We start from the raw sequence: 14,958 nt of genomic DNA, 5'->3' as shown, positions 1-14,958 counted from the left end.
TCAACCCCCGATCACAGGGAGAAGGTGCCGATCGCCCTCCAGTTGTACTCGTTGATCCCCGGCTCCCACAGGGTCACGTCGCCGTTGATCTGCGTCGTCCCCGGCGCGTACACCATCATCGAATAGCTCGATCCGTAGCCGAGATCCGCTTCACTGTTCCAACCGCCCAGCGACGACGAGATGTTCTTGGTGGTGTTGCCGCCGTACGGGTTTCCGGTTACCCGAATCCAGTTCGAGTGGCAGGACCAGGAGTAGAAGATCTGGATGGTGGCGACCTGCTGACCCGTGTCGCGGCTGGTGATCGGTCGCGTGGCGATCTGCGCGGCGTTGGCGTTGCAGCCTGTGGCCGCCGGATCCTTGCCGTCGTAGTAGTTGCTCCCACCGCTGGCGCCGTCGGCCTGGGCGGGCGTCGCGACGGACATCGCCAGCGCCCCGGTCGTCGCGAGCGCGGCGACGAACCGCTGCGGCATCGTGGTCTTCCTGATCGGTGTCAACACGGATTTCCTCTCTGTCCCATCCCCGGGTGGAGACGACGGGCTTACCTGTTCAGCTTCGGAGGAGGGCGGGAAAGGCGCTATTGACCCGGTGCGTATCTGTGCGCATGCGGCCGGTACGACAAAGTCGTACCCGTTCGATCAGAACGGCCTGAGCTTGGCGGCAACCGCTGATCGTTGTCGGACGCCGAACTTCCGGAGGATGCGACTCACGTGCGTCTTGGCCGTCTTCTCGGAGATGACCAGGCGGGTCGCGATCTGGTCGTTGCTCAAGCCGTCGGCGATGAGCCCGGCGATCTCGCGCTCTCGGGGCGTGAGCGTGATCAGCAGATCACCACCCTCGGTGGTGGGCATCAGCAGGAGCTCGGCGACATCGGTCTGGAGTCGTTCACACTGCTCCAGCAGATCGCGGAGGGTGCCTTTGGAGTCGACACCGTCGCCTGGGCCCTGGATTAGCGAAGTGATCGTCTCCTTCATCGAACCCAACGCATGGCTCACCATTTCGACGACACCGGGGACGGACCCGTGAGTCAACGAGGTTCGCTCACCTCGTTCGACGAATCCGGCCATCTCGTGCGCGTCCTCTCGCTCGCGGGCCAGCGCTCGCATCGTCCGACGGGCGAGCCACTCGAACGCCAGGACGGCCTCGTCGCCGTACGCGTCGGGCTGGTAGGTCAACATCGACGCGAGCCCGGCGACCCGCTGCCCTCCGTCGACGGGATCGAGCAGGGGGACGACGATGGCGTCGCGGGAAAGGCGTTCGTGGTCACCGAAGGTGTGGCCCTTGTGGAGCAGGCGACCCTGGTCGGACGCGTATCGGTAGGGTCGCGCGTTCTTCTTGATCCACGCGGTGAGGCCCTCCGGGCCGTAGGCCTGGAAACCGGAGTGCTCGTGCTCCTGCCCGTCGTAGACATAGGGGATCACCAGCATGTGCTCGTCGCGGAGAAAGGCGATGTAGAAGCTGTCGACCGGTGCGACGGTGGACATCGTGACCCGGACGAGGTTGTAAAGCTTCCGATGATCCCCAGGCGCGAGATGTCGGATCGAGAAGTCGGCGGTCTCCAGTGCTCGGGCAACGGCGAGTGAGAAGGCTGCGCTTCCATCGGTCACGCATCGAGTATGGGCGCCCACTCAATGCGATTGGCCGATACAGGTGGCCGGCGAGCGCAGAACGACGCGTGCGCCACACGACGAAGCCCCATCTTCGGCATCCCGCACCTGACGAGTCCGCGGCCTCTTATCCTCGGGGGGATGTGCCAACCGGACCAGTCGCCGTTCGCGCGACGGCGCACAGGAGGCCGTGATGAGTGGCAAGGATCGACCCGAGGGCATCAGTCCGACGGCTGTCGAGGGCGCTCCCGGGCTGTGGCGTGTCGACCTGCAGAGGCACGATCTCAGCATCGAGGGCCGCGAGGTCGTCCAGAGTCGGGTCGAGTTCACGCCGGACTCGCCGCCGTTCAAGCACTTCCACCCCGGCGAGGAGATCATCTGCGTGCTCCAGGGCTCCCTGGAGTACACCCTCGAAGGTCAGCCGCCGGTCGTGTGCAACGTCGGTGACGCCCTGACCGTGCCGTACGGGGTCCACCACCAGGCGCGCAACGTCGGCGACGGGGTGGCCGTCGAGCTGGCCACGTACGTCGTCGAGAAGGGCAAGCCGCTGCTGACCAAGGTGGAGTGACGCGGGGTCAGCGGTGTGGGCCGGACGCCTCGGCGTGGTCGCGCTGACGGGCCGGGTCGAGGCGGGCGATCAGGTCGTCGAGGTGGTCGAGCAGGGCGGTGTCGGCGGGTACGCCCAGCTCGGCGAGGCTGGCCCGGACCCGCTCGTCGAGGCGGGCGTGCTCGCGGCGCCCACGGGTCGTCAGGTAGGCACGGATACGTCGGCGGTCCAGCGCGTCGATCCGTCGGAACACCAGGTTACGGTCGACGAGCTGGTCGACCAGCTTGGTGAGGGTGCCCGGCGGCAACGACGCCTCGGCGGACACCTCGGTCATCGGATGGCCCTGACCGTCGGCCAGCAGACAGAGAACCCGCCACGCCTCGGTGGTCAGCTCGTCGTCGGCCAGAACGGCGGCCAACCGGCGGGAGAGCAGCCGTTCGGCGCGGGTGAGCGAGCGCAGCAGGTCGGCTGGCGCCCCGGACACGTCTGACATGGAACTCCCTGGGCCAGTGGCCCTGTCATGTTGACATCCTCTCCGCCCTGAAGGAAGGAGATTCCCTCCACGCTGCGCGTGGAACACGCGGCGTCCGGGTGGGTTACCGCTTCGCCGCGCGGTGCCGGGACGAGTCCCGGTCTTACCTGCGCTCCACGGTCGTTTCGACTCTCCGCCTGTCCAGCGGCGAGCACGTTGATGGCGGCGTTGACGTCCCGGTCGTGGGCTGCTCCGCAGAGGCAGTCCCATTCCCGGACGTTCAGCACCATCTTGTCGTTGATCCAGCCACAGTCGGAGCACATGCGGGTGGACGGGAAGAACCGGTCCACCCGGGCGAAGGTGCGCCCGTACCTCGTGGCCTTGTACTCCAGCATGGCGGTGAAGCTTGCCCAGCCCGCATCGTATACCGATTTGGCGAGCCGGGTCCGGCTGAGACCGACGACGCACAGGTCCTCGACGTACACCGCTTGGTTGTCGCGGATGATCCGTGTGGAGAGCTTGTGCTGCCAGTCCCGCCGGGTGTCGGTCACCCGGGCGTGCGCCCTGGCGACCTTCACGACGGCCTTCTTGCGGATGGCCGAGCCCTTCTGCTTGCGCGAGAGGGGCCTGCTGCAACCGCTTGAGCCCGCGCGCGGCCCGTCCCGGTCCGTGGTGAGCTCTGGTCTTCCGACGTGGGCCGGGCAATCATGTGCTCATGTCCGCGCCGGCACTGCCGTGGCTCACCGTCGATCGGGCCGTGGTCAGCATCGCGCTGGTGTACCCGATGCGCGGTCCGGCGGGGATGTTCGGTCCGACCTGCGAACTCTGCGCCCAGCTCGCGGTGGAGGAGATCAACGCCTGCGGCGGGGTGTTGGGCCGCGAGGTACGGCTGGTGCCCGTCGACGGTGGCGCCCCACCGGCCGAGGTGGCCGCCCAGGTCGAGGCGCTGGTGTCGGTGGGTGCCGTGCAGGGCGTGACCGGCTGGCACATCTCCTCGGTGCGGCAGGCGCTCGCGCCCCGGGTCGCCCACCGCGTGCCGTACGTCTACACCGCCCTCTACGAGGGAGGGGAGCGTACCGAGGGGGTCTTTCTGACCAGCGAGACGCCGGACGCCCAGTTGTGGCCCGCCATGCGGCTGCTCGCCGGCGAGCAGGGCGTACGCCGCTGGTTCGTGGTCGGCAACGACTACGTGTGGCCGCGGCGCACCGCGCGGGCCGCCCAGCGGTACGCGCTGCGCGGCGGTGGGCGGGTGGTGGGGCAGGCGTTCCTGCCGTTGGAGGCGCACGACTTCGACGACGTGTTGCGCCACATCGAGCGCAGCGAGGCCGACGCGGTGGTGATGTTGCTCGTCGGCGCCGATGCGGTGCGGTTCAACCGGGCGTTCGCCCGCGCCGGGATGGATCAGCGCTGCCTGCGGCTGAGCACCCTGATGGACGAGAACATGCTGCTGGCGAGCGGCGTCGGCGCGACGCGGCGGCTCTACAGCACGGCGGGTTTCTTCGCGGGCCTCGTGACGCAGGAGAACCTCGACTTCCACGGCGAGTTCGCCCGCCGGTTCGGGGTCGAGGCGCCGCCGCTGGGCAGTCTGGGGGAGTCCTGCTACGAGGGCGTGATGCTGCTCGCCGCCCTGATCGCGCAGGCCCGCACCCTCGACGTACGGGCGATCGAGACGGCCGCCGACACGGTGGCGTACCACGGGCCGCGGGGTCGGCTGCGGCTGCGTCGGCGGCACGTGCGCCAGCGGATCTACCTCGCCGAGGCCGACGGTCTCGACTTCACCGTGCTCGCCCAGCTCTGACCGCCCGTCCGGACCCTTGACAGGCCCACCCGGCTCGACCCTAAGATGCTTCCTGCGTGAAGTATCTGGCCCGGAGGCCCGATGCCGCGAATGTGTGTCCACCGTCGGCGAAATCTGTTCGCCGACCATTGTGGTGGCAATTCTCCATCGAATTAATCACGGCGGACACTGTCCTGCGCGGACGGTGTCGGCCATTGTGGCGTGCGCTCCCGGACGTGCCGGGGAAACAGTCAATTAAGGGCTGGGAAACACTCACGCAATCATGCCGGTCGACGCTTTGCGTGCCCGTACCCGATGCGATGACCGCAGGCGACGTCCACCCGTTCGCCCCGGCATCGCCAACGTCAGCTCCACCGGACCGCACCGACCGTCCCTTCGCTACCTGAGTGCACCGCAGGGAGATTAGATGTCACTTCTTTGGGGCCGCCGCATCCTGGCGGGTGCCATGACCCTCGTCGCCGCGGCCGCCATGACCGCGTGCGGCAGCAAGACCAGTGACGAGGGCGGCGCTGCCGGCGTCACCGCCGACGTCTCCGGCGACACCGTCAAGGTGGGCCTGCTCAACTCGCTCTCCGGCACCATGGCGATCAGCGAGGTCACCGTCCGCGACTCCATCATGCTCGCCGTCGAGGAGATCAACGCGGCCGGCGGCGTCCTCGGCAAGAAGATCCAGCCGGTGGGGGAGGACGGCGCCTCGGACTGGCCGACCTTCGCCGAGAAGGCCGAGAAGCTCATCTCCGAGGACCGGGTGGCCGCCGTCTTCGGCTGCTGGACGTCGGCGAGCCGCAAGGCGGTCAAGCCGGTGTTCGAGAAGAACAAGGCACTGCTGTTCTACCCGGTGCAGTACGAGGGTCTGGAACAGTCGCCCTACATCTTCTACACCGGCGCGACGACCAACCAGCAGATCGTTCCCGGGCTCGACTACCTCAAGTCCCAGGGAACGAAGTCGGTCTACCTGGTCGGCAGCGACTACGTCTTCCCCCGGACGGCCAACAAAATCATCAAGGCGTACGCGGCGGCGAACGGGATGACAGTGATCGGCGAGGATTACGCGCCGCTCGGGTCCACCGAATTCGGCACGATCGTCAACAAGGTCAGGTCGTCCGGCGCGAAGGCCGTCTTCAACACCCTCAACGGTGACAGCAACGTGGCCTTCTTCAAGGAGTACAAGTCGGCGGGCCTGACCGCGACCGGGATGCCGGTGGTGTCGGTGTCCATCGCCGAGGAAGAGGTCAAGGGCATCGGCACCCAGTACCTCCAGGGCCAGCTCACCGCCTGGAACTACTACCAGACCACGCCTGGCGCGGCGAACACGAAGTTCGTGGCCGCGTACAAGGCGAAGTACGGCGCGGACAAGCCGACGAGCGACCCGATGGAGGCCGCCTACGTCAGCGTCTACCTGTGGAAGGCGATGGTCGAGAAGGCCGGCGCGTTCGACGTCGAGAAGGTCCGCGGCGCCTCCGACGGGATCACCTTCGACGCGCCGGAGGGCCTGGTCACCGTCGACGGCAAGACCCAGCACATCGCCAAGACCGCCCGCATCGGCAAGATCGGCGCCGACGGCCTGATCACCGAGGTGTGGAACTCCGGTAAGCCGGTCACGCCGGACCCGTACCTCAAGACCTACCCGTGGGCGAGCGGCCTGAGCTGACGACGCCGGCCCGGGCGGGCGGCGCGACGACGCGCCCCGCCCGGGCCCCCCGACCAGCAGTACGGAGTACCCACCGTGACAGTCCTCTTCGGTCAACTCTTCACCGGCATCAGCATCGGCGCGGTGCTGCTGCTCATCGCCCTCGGGCTGGCGCTGACCTTCGGCCAGATGAACGTCATCAACATGGCGCACGGCGAGTTCATCATGGCCGGCGCCTACACCACGTACGTGCTGCAACAGAGCATCACCTCCGCTGGCCTGTCGCTGGTGGTCGCGCTGCCGGTGGCGTTCGTGGTCGCCGGCACGATGGGCGTGCTGCTGGAGATTCTGCTGATCCGCCGGCTCTACGCCCGTCCGCTGGACACCCTGCTGGTCACCTGGGGTGTGTCGCTGATGCTGCAACAGCTCGCGCGGGACGTCTTCGGCAGCCCGAACGTGCAGACCCGCGCGCCGGACCTGCTCACCGGCAACGTGGCGTTGCCCGGCGGGCTGACCATCGCCAACAACCGGCTGTTCATCCTCGCCCTGGCGCTGGCCGCCGTCGCCGCGCTCACCCTGGCGCTGCGGCTCACCCCGCTGGGGCGTCGCATCCGAGCGGTGGTGCAGAACCGCGACCTCGCCGCGGTGTCCGGCATCCCCACCGCCCGGGTCGACCGGACGACGTTCTTCCTCGGGTCCGGCCTGGCCGGGCTCGCCGGGGTGGCGCTGACCCTGCTCGGCCCGATCGGCCCGACCATGGGCACCAACCTGATCATCGACGCCTTCCTGGTCGTCGTGGTCGGCGGGATCGGCCAGCTCAAGGGCAGCGTGATCGTCGCCTTCGCCCTCGGTGTGCTCCAGGCCACCGGAGAGTACCTGACGACCCTCAGCGTCGCCAAGGTGATCGTGTTCGTGGCGATCGTCGCGTTCCTCCAGTGGCGGCCACAGGGCCTGTTCACCCTGCGGACCAGGAGCCTCGCATGACCGCCGTGACACCCGCGCCCCCGAGCACCACCACACCGCCCGCCCCGGCCGACGCCACGCCACCGAGCCGGTCCGGCGGCCGGTCACGGCTGCGCGCGGCGGCCGGGTTCGCGTTCGGCGCGGCGGTGCTGTTCGGCGTCGCGCCGCTGCTGTTGTCGGACTTCCGGCTGGCCCTGCTCGCCAAGTACCTCTGCGTCGCCATGGTGGCCGTCGGCATCGGCATCGCCTGGGGGCGCGGCGGCATGCTCACCCTCGGCCAGGGCGTCTTCTTCGGTCTGGGCGGCTACGCGATGGCCATGCACCTCAAGCTCGCCGACGCGGGCCCGGGTGGGATGCCGGACTTCATGCAGCTGTACGGGCAGCTCGACGAAGTGCCCGTGTGGTGGCGGCCGTTCGCCAGCCCCTGGTTCGCGTTGCCCGCCACGGTGCTGCTGCCGATGGCCGTCGCCTTCGGGCTCGGCTCGCTGGTGTTCCGTCGCCGCGTGCGGGGCGCGTACTTCGCCATCCTCAGCCAGGCCCTCGCGGCCGCCATGGTGATCCTGCTCATCGGGCAGCAGGGCACCACGGGCGGCACCAACGGGCTGACCGACATCCAGGGCTTCTTCGGTTACGACCTCGACGACCCGGTCAACCAGCGGATGGTCTACTTCATCATCGCCGGCGTCCTGCTGGCGCTGCTCGCCCTGGCCCGCCAGCTCATCCACAGCCGCTACGGCGAGCTGCTGGTGGCCGTGCGCGACAGCGAGGAGCGGGTCCGTTTCCTCGGGTACGACCCGGCGTCGGTCAAGCTCGTCGCCTACGTGGTGGCGGCCGGCATGGCGGGCCTCGCCGGTGCGCTGTTCGTGCCGGCGGTGGGCATCATCTCGCCCGCCCTGATCGGCATCGTCCCGTCGATCGAGTTCGTCATCGGGGTCGCGGTGGGTGGCCGGGCCACGCTGCTCGGCCCGGTGCTCGGCGCGGTCGCGGTGGCCTGGGCGCGTACCGCCCTCTCGGAACGGTTCCCGGGCACCTGGACGTACCTGCAGGGGTTGCTCTTCGTGGTGGTGGTGGCGTTCCTGCCCGGCGGCCTGGCGTCGCTGTGGGCGCTGGCCCGCCGCCGCGACGCGGGCCCGCGCCGGTGGTCGGCGTTGGGTCGACGACGGACCGAGCGGGCGGAGGTGCCAGCGGCATGAGCGAGGACCGACTGGACGGGCTGTCCGTTCGTGACCTGCGGGTCAGCTTCGACGGGTTCACCGCCGTCGACGGCGTTTCGCTGGAGGTGCCGGCCGGCGACATCCGGTTCCTGATCGGGCCGAATGGCGCCGGCAAGACCACCCTGGTCGACGCGATCACCGGCCTGGTGCGGGCCACCGGTTCGGTCCGCTTCGGCGACCAGGAGCTGCTGGGTCGGCCCGTGCACCGGATCAGCCGCCTCGGCATCGGGCGGACGTTCCAGACCTCGACGATCTTCGAGGAGCTGTCGGTCGTGCAGAACCTCGACATCGCGGCGGGCGCCCGCCGGAGCTGGGCGACCCTCGCCCGGCATCGGCGGGGGATTCCGGACGAGGTCGCCGCCGCGTTGGAGACCATCGGGCTGATCGAGCGTGCCGACCAGCTCGCCGGCACGCTCGCGCACGGCCAGAAGCAGTGGCTGGAGATCGGCATGCTGCTCGTGCAGGACGCGCGGCTGCTGCTGCTCGACGAGCCGGTCGCCGGGATGAGCCACGAGGAGCGCGACGCCACGGGCGCACTGCTGGAGACGGTCAGCCGGGACCGCACGGTGGTGGTGATCGAGCACGACATGGACTTCCTGCGGCGCTTCGCGCGCAGCGTCACCGTGCTGCACGCGGGCAAGGTGCTCAGCGAGGGCACGGTGGCGCAGGTCCAGGCCGACCCGCGCGTACAGGAGGTCTACCTTGGTCACCCGGTCGCCGCCGGGTCGGTCCCCAGTCCTTCGGAGGCATGATGCTGACCCTGCGTGGGGTGCACGCCGGTTACGGACGTTCCCGGGTACTGCACGGGGTGGACCTCGCCGTCCCACCCGACGGGGTGGCCGCGGTGCTCGGGCACAACGGCGCCGGCAAGAGCACTCTGCTGCGGGTCGCGGCCGGCCTGCTGCGCCCGACCGCCGGGGTGGTCGAGCTGGACGGCGAGGACGTCACCCGTCTCGCGCCGCACGAGCGGGTGGCGCGCGGGATGGCGTACGTCCCGCAGGGCCAGCAGTGTTTTCCGCACCTGACGGCGGCGGAGAACCTGCGCCTGGTCGCCGACGGTCGGCGTGACGGGGCGGTGGCCACGGCGGAGGTGCTGGACCTGTTCCCGGCGCTGCGCCCCTTGCTGCGGCGACGGGCCGGGCTGCTCTCCGGCGGTCAGCGTCAACAGCTCGCCATCGCCCGCGCCCTGATCACCCGGCCGCGGCTGCTCATGCTCGACGAGCCGACCGAGGGCATCCAGCCGTCGGTGGTCGCCGAGATCCAGGAGCGGATCGTCGAGCTGACCCGGCAGTCGGGCTTCAGCGTGCTGCTCGTCGAACAGCACCTCGGCTTCGCGCTGCGGGTGGCGAACCGCTACCACGTCCTCGAATCCGGGCGGGTCACCTCGCACGGCGACGGTGGGGTCACGGCGGAGCGCGCCGTGCGGGCGGCGCTGGCGGTCTGACCTCGCCCGCCTCCGCTCACGTCGTCGGTGCGGGGCCGGTCGAGTCGCGGACGACCAGCAGGTGACCGGTGGCGCGCCGGCGGGGTCGCGCCGCGCGAGGCTTGAGGGCGAGCGCGAGCGCGGTACGGCCCATCTCGGTCAGCGGCAGCCGGATGGTGGTGAGGCTGGGCGCGAGGTCGGCGGCGACGGAGACGTCGTCGAAGCCGACGACGGAGATCCGCCCCGGCACCGGCACGCGGCGCGACCGCAGCGTCGAGAGCACCCCGGTCGCCATGGCGTCGTTCAGCGCGACGATCGCGGTGGTCTCCGGGTGCTCGTTGAGGATCTGCTCGGTGGCCGCCCGTCCGCCGCCGCGGGTGAAGTTCCCGTGGACGACAATCAGGTCGGCCGATCGCAGGCCGCGTTGCCGCAGCGCGGCCGTCACGCCGGTGAGCCGGTCGGCGACCGTGGTGAGGCCGGCGCTGCCGGCGGCGACCGCGATGTGCCGGTGACCGAGGTCCATCAGGTGCGCGGCGAGCGCGTGCCCGCCGGCCTCGTTGTCCGGTAGGACGGCGTCGACACCGAGCGCGTGCCGGCCGATGGCGGCGACCCGGCCACCGTGGTCCTGGAACGCCGCCAACTCGGCGCGGGCCTCGGCCTCGACCCGCGGGTCGTCGTACCCCGAGCCGCTGATCAGGATGATGCCGACCCGCTGTGCGATCAGGTGGCGCAGTTGCCGCAGCTCGTAGACCGGGTCCCGGCCGGACTGGCAGATCTGCACCAGCAGCCCCTGCTCGGCGGCGAGCTGGATGACCCCTGCGGCGATCTCGGAGAAGTACGGATCGTCGACCTGGTGGACGATGAGCCCGACGGTGGAACGGGCGCCCCCGGCCAGGGTGCGGGCGTACGGGTTGGCGACGTACCCCAGCTCGTGGGCGATCCGGCGAATCCGGTCGGCCACCTCGGTGCTGACCCCCTCGCGGCCGGCGAGTGCCCGCGAGGCGGTCGCCAGTGAGACCCCCGCGCGTTCGGCCACCTCCACGAGGCGCGGCCGCTGGCCAGCCCTGGGCATCCGCAACTCCCCGGAAACATGTATGTCACCCGATCTATTGCCAGTGACGATCGTCGAAGCCTAGGGTACGTAAGCGCTTACGTAAGCGCTTACGTACCGGGCACCGGCGTGCCGCGAAACGAGGTGAACGATGTCCAGGACTCGAATCGTCGCCGTCTCGCTGCTGGTGGTGGGCGTGCTGACCGGTGTCGGAGCGCCGCCGGCCCAGGCAGACCGGAGCATCGCCCGCGACGTCCACCCGGAGCTGCGGGCACACGTGGTCGCCGCGTACGACTTCGACCACCCGGTGCCCGGTGACCCCGCCCTCGAACGCGACCAGGGGCGCTCCGGCACCGAGGTCGAGCTGGTCAACGGCGGCACGGCGATGCGGGTGCCCGACCACGCCTCCCGGGGCAGCGGTAACGCCGTGCAGACCCGGCAGGTCGATCCGACGACCACCGGCAACGACGACTGGACGGTCGGCACCTGGTCGGCCAGCGTGGTGCGGACGCTACGCGCGTTCAGCGCCACCGGCGGCACCACCATCATGGGCTGGTTCAAGGTGAACTTGGAACGCAACCCCTGCGACTGCCGCATGGACGGCCTGCTGTTCCTGGACAGCGTGGTCTCCGCGTCCGACGTGCGCCGGCAGGACCGCCACCTGGCCCGCTGACCACCCTCGGCACCGTCCCACCGAGAAGGAGACACGCGTGCTGCTCACCGCCCACCATCCCCGCGCGCTGCGCCCCACCGCGCTGACCGCCGGCCTCACGGCGCTCGTGCTGGTGCTGTCCACCCTGTTCGCCACGCCCGCCCGGGCCGCCGACGCCGTCTACGATCCGATCCCCGAGATGCCGACCCAGTCCCGCCTCGGGCTGCTCCTCGACGAGTACGCGCGATTCCCGCAGTCGTACCCGACCCCCGCGCCGACGGACCAGCGGCTCATGCGGACCGCCCGGATCAACACCATCATGGAGCTGCCCGACGGGTCCGGCCGGCGCGCGGTGCCCGACCTGAACGGCAACCTCTATCTGGTCGAGAACGGCGTGCCGCACGTCTACCTGGACGTGGCGGCGACGTTCGCGCCCCAGTTCTTCTCCGGCCGGGGGCTCGGCCAGGGCTTCGGCTACGTCGCCTTCCACCCCGAGTTCGGCGTCAACGGCCGTTTCTACACCATCCACACCGAGTTGGCGTCGGCGACGACCACGCCACCGGACTACGCCCAGGCCGGCACGATCTACCACGGCGTCATCACCGAGTGGACGGCCGACGACCCGGCCGCCGACACCTTCGCCGGCACCCGCCGGGAGGTGCTGCGGATCGGCTTCGGCGGCCAGGTGCACGGTATCCAGGAGATCAACTTCAACCCCACGGCGAAACGCCACGACCGCGACTACGGCCTGCTCTACCTCGCGGTAGGCGACGGCGGCCTCGGCGTGCGCACCACCGACCCGCAGAACCTGGGCCTGCCGCACGGCAAGCTGCTGCGCATCGACCCGAGGGGCACCACGTCGGCCAACGGCCGGTACGGCATCCCCGCCGACAACCCGTTCGTCGGGCGGACCGGGGCGCTCGGCGAGATCCACGCCGTGGGCTTCCGCGACCCGCACCGGTTCAGCTGGGACCGGGCGACCGGCCGGATGTACCTCGGGCACATCGGTGAGCACGCCGTCGAGGCGATCTACGAGGTCCGCGCCGGCGACAACTTCGGCTGGAGCGAGCGCGAGGGCTCCTTCGTCTTCGACAAGGCGGCCACCAACCCCTGCGACCGGCTGTTCCCGTTGCCCGCCGACGACGAGCGCTACGGCTACACGTACCCCGTCGCCGCGTACGACCACGACCCCGCCGCGGACTGGAACTGCACCGCGGACGTCGGCGTCGCGGTGGCCGGCGGTTTCGTCTACCGCGGACGCGCGGTGCCGGCGCTGCGCGGCAAGTACGTCTTCGGCGACCTGGTCGACGGCCGGGTGCTCTACACCGAGGCGAACGAGATGCGCCGTGGCCGCGGCCTCGCCCCGATCCACCAGCTCGCGCTCTTCGACGCCGCGGGTTCGCCGGTGCGGATGCGGGACCTCTCCGGACCCGGCGCGCCCGGCGACCCCAACCGGGTCGACCTGCGCTTCGGCACCGACGCGGCCGGCGAGCTGTACCTCGTCGCCAAGGCCAACGGCACGGTCTGGAAGGTCACCGGCACCCGGGAGTTCGCCAGCGGCGACGTCGGCGGCACCACCCTGCGCCACACCGCCGGCGCCGCCAACTGGGCGCCGGTGACGCCGACGAAGTGGCAGTTCACCCGCGACGAGGTCATCCTCGCCGAGGCCGGCGAGAGCCGGCCGGGCCCGCGCCGGCCCTTCGAGTACGCCGTGCTGACCACCGGCCCCACCTGGTCGTCGGTGCAGGTCGATGCTCGGGTACGACTCGACACGCCGGTCGACGTCAGCAACCGGGACGTGATCATCGTCTTCGGCTGGCGCTCGGACACCGAGTTCTACTACGCCCACCTCTCCACCGACAACACGATCTATCCGCACAACGGCATCTTCAAGGTCAACAATGCCGATCGGGAACGCATCGACCACCAGTGGAACGGCCGCTCCCGTGGGGCCAACCCGGCGATCACCGACGCCGCGTGGCACCGCGTACGCGTCGTGCACCTGCCGGCCACCGGCGAGATCGCCGTCTACGTCGACGGGCACCGCGACCCGCTGCTGACCGCGAAGGACACCACGTTCGGATCGGGGCGGGTGGGCTTCGGCTCGTTCGACAACGTCGGCCGAGCACGCCATCTCACCGTGACCGGCACACCGGCCCAGGCCGGATCGCGGTCGAGCTAGACGCTCGCCATCCGCTTCGGCTGGCCCGCCAGGTCGATGTGCCGGTGGGCGGTATACCTCAGGGTCATATTCATGACTCTGAGGTATACCGCTCACTACCGCAGCCGCCCCCACGGCGGTCGCCGCCGGCCTCCCCGACAGCCCGAGCCAGGGCGCGGGCCCATCGTCTGCGGACCTGACCCGTCGGAGCCGGTCTACTTCGTACAATTCCTGCCATGCCGGAGATCGTCGAGTTGCTGGCCTCGCCCGTACACCGCTTCCTGGGCCGGCCCTCCGACGGCCCGGCGCCGGCCCCGCCCGGCGAGCTGGTCGACACCGTCCAGATCCGGGCCGGCCTCGGCATCGTCGGCGATCGCTACTTCGGCAAGCAGGCGCACCGCGACGCCAGTGTCACGGTGATCGCCCAGGAATCGCTGCCGGCGGGGATCGGCCTGGCGCAGGTCCGCCGCAACATCCTCACCGTCGGCCTCGCCGTGGACGAGCTGATCGGCAGGGTGCTGATCCTCGACTCCGGCGACGGCCCCGTCGGCCTGCGCGTGAACCGCGCCGCCCGCCCCTGCGCGTGGATGGACGTCACGGTCGGGCCGGGCGCCTGGAAGGCGCTGCGCACCACGGGTGGCGTCCGTTGCACGCCGCTGCACGACGGCGTGCTGCGTATCGGTCCGGTCGAGGCGACGGTGAGCTGACCGCCTCTCAGACCTGGCTGATGTGCGCGGCGAGGACGCGCCAACCGTGCGGGTCGTCGTGCACCCAGGTGCGGGTGTAGCGCAGGCGCGCGCTGAACGGCGCGCCGTCGAACGTCCCGGCGACCCGGGCCAGGCAGAACGTCACACCTGTCGACCCGACGACGAGCAGGTCCAACTCCTCCTCGGTCAGCTCCTCGACGACCGAGGTCCGGTCCCGGTGCGCGGCGAGATCCTCCGCCTTGGTGTGCTTGCGGCCGTCGGGGCCGATCGCGATCAGTTGGTCGACCAGCAACTGGTCGAGGGCCGCGACGTCACCGGCCCTCTGCGCGGCCTGCAGGGTGCGTTCGGCGTCGAGCAGCTCCGCCTCGCGTGCGCTGTCCGGCATGGCACCGTCCTCCCGGTCTCCCGCTCCCGGCGCCGCCGTCCGGACTGACCGCATTGTGGCAGGCCACACCGCCAGGACGTGGACGCATCGGCACGGCGGCGCCCCACCCGTCCATCCGAATCGCCGACCTGGGCGTTTTTCATCCCGAATACTGGCCCTATGCCACGGTAGGTGATGCCGAATGAACGCGTCGTGGCTGTCTCGAAACCCGGTCCGGTGGCAGATTCCATCGACACCGCCGCCCGCACCACCATGGGCTAGACGAGTAAGTCCGAAGTCTGGTCAGTGGTCGTAGGCGATCAGGGACCTGGTCACGGGTTGGCCGGTGGTCCGGTTATGCCAGATCGCGGC

At 70.3% G+C, this 14,958-nt stretch carries 16 protein-coding genes; 10 read left to right on the top strand and 6 right to left on the bottom strand.

The window, feature by feature from the left end; all coding sequences use genetic code 11:
- Positions 1-11: 11 nt before the first annotated feature.
- Both ACGFH9_RS29025 and ACGFH9_RS29020 read right to left on the bottom strand, forming a co-directional pair.
- On the bottom strand, positions 12-494 hold the full coding sequence (locus ACGFH9_RS29025; RefSeq protein WP_393225474.1) for a DUF2690 domain-containing protein: 483 nt from the start codon (positions 492-494) through the stop codon (positions 12-14).
- 141 nt (positions 495-635) lie between these two features.
- On the bottom strand, positions 636-1,625 hold the full coding sequence (locus ACGFH9_RS29020; protein ID WP_393225471.1) for a response regulator transcription factor: 990 nt from the start codon (positions 1,623-1,625) through the stop codon (positions 636-638).
- Positions 1,626-1,797: 172 nt separating this feature from the next.
- On the opposite strand from ACGFH9_RS29020, the gene ACGFH9_RS29015 reads away from it, so the two are divergent.
- A complete protein-coding gene (locus ACGFH9_RS29015) occupies positions 1,798-2,172 on the top strand; it encodes a cupin domain-containing protein (RefSeq protein ID WP_393225468.1) in 375 nt (124 codons plus the stop codon).
- Between the two features lie 7 nt (positions 2,173-2,179).
- On the opposite strand, the gene ACGFH9_RS29010 is transcribed toward ACGFH9_RS29015, so the two are convergent.
- The gene (locus tag ACGFH9_RS29010; RefSeq protein WP_393225465.1) at positions 2,180-2,644 is read right to left on the bottom strand and encodes a MarR family winged helix-turn-helix transcriptional regulator; all 465 of its coding nucleotides are present in this window, start codon (positions 2,642-2,644) and stop codon (positions 2,180-2,182) included.
- The gene (locus tag ACGFH9_RS29005; RefSeq protein ID WP_393225462.1) at positions 2,539-3,201 is read right to left on the bottom strand and encodes an RNA-guided endonuclease InsQ/TnpB family protein; all 663 of its coding nucleotides are present in this window, start codon (positions 3,199-3,201) and stop codon (positions 2,539-2,541) included. Before ACGFH9_RS29005 ends, ACGFH9_RS29010 begins: the two co-directional genes overlap by 106 nt.
- A 137-nt stretch (positions 3,202-3,338) precedes the next feature.
- On the opposite strand from ACGFH9_RS29005, the gene ACGFH9_RS29000 reads away from it, so the two are divergent.
- From ACGFH9_RS29000 to urtE, 6 genes are all read left to right on the top strand, one after another.
- Entirely contained in the window at positions 3,339-4,421 is a 1,083-nt protein-coding gene (locus ACGFH9_RS29000; RefSeq protein ID WP_393225460.1) for a substrate-binding domain-containing protein, read from the top strand.
- 406 nt (positions 4,422-4,827) lie between these two features.
- On the top strand, positions 4,828-6,072 hold the full coding sequence (urtA, locus tag ACGFH9_RS28995) for an urea ABC transporter substrate-binding protein (RefSeq protein WP_393225457.1): 1,245 nt from the start codon (positions 4,828-4,830) through the stop codon (positions 6,070-6,072).
- 75 nt (positions 6,073-6,147) lie between these two features.
- Positions 6,148-7,035, top strand: a complete 888-nt coding sequence (gene urtB / locus ACGFH9_RS28990) for an urea ABC transporter permease subunit UrtB (protein WP_393225455.1) — start codon at positions 6,148-6,150, stop codon at positions 7,033-7,035.
- Positions 7,032-8,207 (top strand): urea ABC transporter permease subunit UrtC, encoded by a 1,176-nt coding sequence (gene urtC, locus ACGFH9_RS28985; RefSeq protein ID WP_393225453.1) that lies wholly within the window; start codon positions 7,032-7,034, stop codon positions 8,205-8,207. Before urtB ends, urtC begins: the two co-directional genes overlap by 4 nt.
- Positions 8,204-8,980 carry an urea ABC transporter ATP-binding protein UrtD gene (gene urtD / locus ACGFH9_RS28980; protein WP_393225451.1) on the top strand — a complete coding sequence of 259 codons (777 nt, stop codon included), beginning with the start codon at positions 8,204-8,206 and terminating at the stop codon, positions 8,978-8,980. Before urtC ends, urtD begins: the two co-directional genes overlap by 4 nt.
- Positions 8,980-9,672, top strand: coding sequence for an urea ABC transporter ATP-binding subunit UrtE (gene urtE / locus ACGFH9_RS28975; protein WP_393225448.1), 693 nt, complete (start codon positions 8,980-8,982; stop codon positions 9,670-9,672). The genes urtD and urtE overlap by 1 nt, the downstream gene beginning before the upstream one ends.
- Before the next feature lie 16 nt (positions 9,673-9,688).
- Here urtE and ACGFH9_RS28970 read toward each other — a convergent pair whose 3' ends face one another.
- Positions 9,689-10,723: a LacI family DNA-binding transcriptional regulator gene (locus ACGFH9_RS28970; RefSeq protein ID WP_393225445.1), complete on the bottom strand. Its 1,035-nt coding sequence runs from the start codon at positions 10,721-10,723 to the stop codon at positions 9,689-9,691.
- A 130-nt stretch (positions 10,724-10,853) separates the two neighbouring features.
- On the opposite strand from ACGFH9_RS28970, the gene ACGFH9_RS28965 reads away from it, so the two are divergent.
- The 3 genes from ACGFH9_RS28965 to ACGFH9_RS28955 all read left to right on the top strand — a co-directional run bounded on the left by ACGFH9_RS28965 (position 10,854) and on the right by ACGFH9_RS28955 (position 14,222).
- A complete protein-coding gene (locus tag ACGFH9_RS28965) occupies positions 10,854-11,375 on the top strand; it encodes a hypothetical protein (protein WP_393225443.1) in 522 nt (173 codons plus the stop codon).
- 37 nt (positions 11,376-11,412) lie between these two features.
- Entirely contained in the window at positions 11,413-13,536 is a 2,124-nt protein-coding gene (locus ACGFH9_RS28960; RefSeq protein WP_393225440.1) for a PQQ-dependent sugar dehydrogenase, read from the top strand.
- Positions 13,537-13,751: 215 nt separating this feature from the next.
- On the top strand, positions 13,752-14,222 hold the full coding sequence (locus tag ACGFH9_RS28955; RefSeq protein ID WP_393225437.1) for a molybdenum cofactor biosysynthesis protein: 471 nt from the start codon (positions 13,752-13,754) through the stop codon (positions 14,220-14,222).
- A 7-nt stretch (positions 14,223-14,229) separates the two neighbouring features.
- Here ACGFH9_RS28955 and ACGFH9_RS28950 read toward each other — a convergent pair whose 3' ends face one another.
- A complete protein-coding gene (locus ACGFH9_RS28950; RefSeq protein WP_393225434.1) occupies positions 14,230-14,607 on the bottom strand; it encodes a nuclear transport factor 2 family protein in 378 nt (125 codons plus the stop codon).
- Positions 14,608-14,958 lie beyond the last annotated feature (351 nt).

Source organism: Micromonospora sp. NPDC049102, from assembly GCF_043197485.1.
Classification (GTDB): Bacteria; Actinomycetota; Actinomycetes; order Mycobacteriales; family Micromonosporaceae; genus Micromonospora.
The sequence above is the reverse complement of the archived record's forward strand: the minus strand, read 5'-3'. Positions and strand labels throughout refer to the sequence as shown.

Bases quoted from the DNA above. Each gene is read 5' to 3' on its own strand.
- ACGFH9_RS29015 (WP_393225468.1), top strand. From the start codon at position 1,798: ATGAGTGGCAAGGATCGACCCGAGGGCATCAGTCCGACGGCTGTCGAG.
- urtA (WP_393225457.1), top strand. From the start codon at position 4,828: ATGTCACTTCTTTGGGGCCGCCGCATCCTGGCGGGTGCCATGACCCTC.
- ACGFH9_RS28950 (WP_393225434.1), bottom strand. From the start codon at position 14,607: ATGCCGGACAGCGCACGCGAGGCGGAGCTGCTCGACGCCGAACGCACC.
- urtE (WP_393225448.1), top strand. From the start codon at position 8,980: ATGCTGACCCTGCGTGGGGTGCACGCCGGTTACGGACGTTCCCGGGTA.
- urtD (WP_393225451.1), top strand. From the start codon at position 8,204: ATGAGCGAGGACCGACTGGACGGGCTGTCCGTTCGTGACCTGCGGGTC.
- urtC (WP_393225453.1), top strand. From the start codon at position 7,032: ATGACCGCCGTGACACCCGCGCCCCCGAGCACCACCACACCGCCCGCC.
- ACGFH9_RS28970 (WP_393225445.1), bottom strand. From the start codon at position 10,723: ATGCCCAGGGCTGGCCAGCGGCCGCGCCTCGTGGAGGTGGCCGAACGC.
- ACGFH9_RS28955 (WP_393225437.1), top strand. From the start codon at position 13,752: ATGCCGGAGATCGTCGAGTTGCTGGCCTCGCCCGTACACCGCTTCCTG.
- ACGFH9_RS28965 (WP_393225443.1), top strand. From the start codon at position 10,854: ATGTCCAGGACTCGAATCGTCGCCGTCTCGCTGCTGGTGGTGGGCGTG.
- ACGFH9_RS29010 (WP_393225465.1), bottom strand. From the start codon at position 2,644: ATGTCAGACGTGTCCGGGGCGCCAGCCGACCTGCTGCGCTCGCTCACC.
- ACGFH9_RS29000 (WP_393225460.1), top strand. From the start codon at position 3,339: ATGTCCGCGCCGGCACTGCCGTGGCTCACCGTCGATCGGGCCGTGGTC.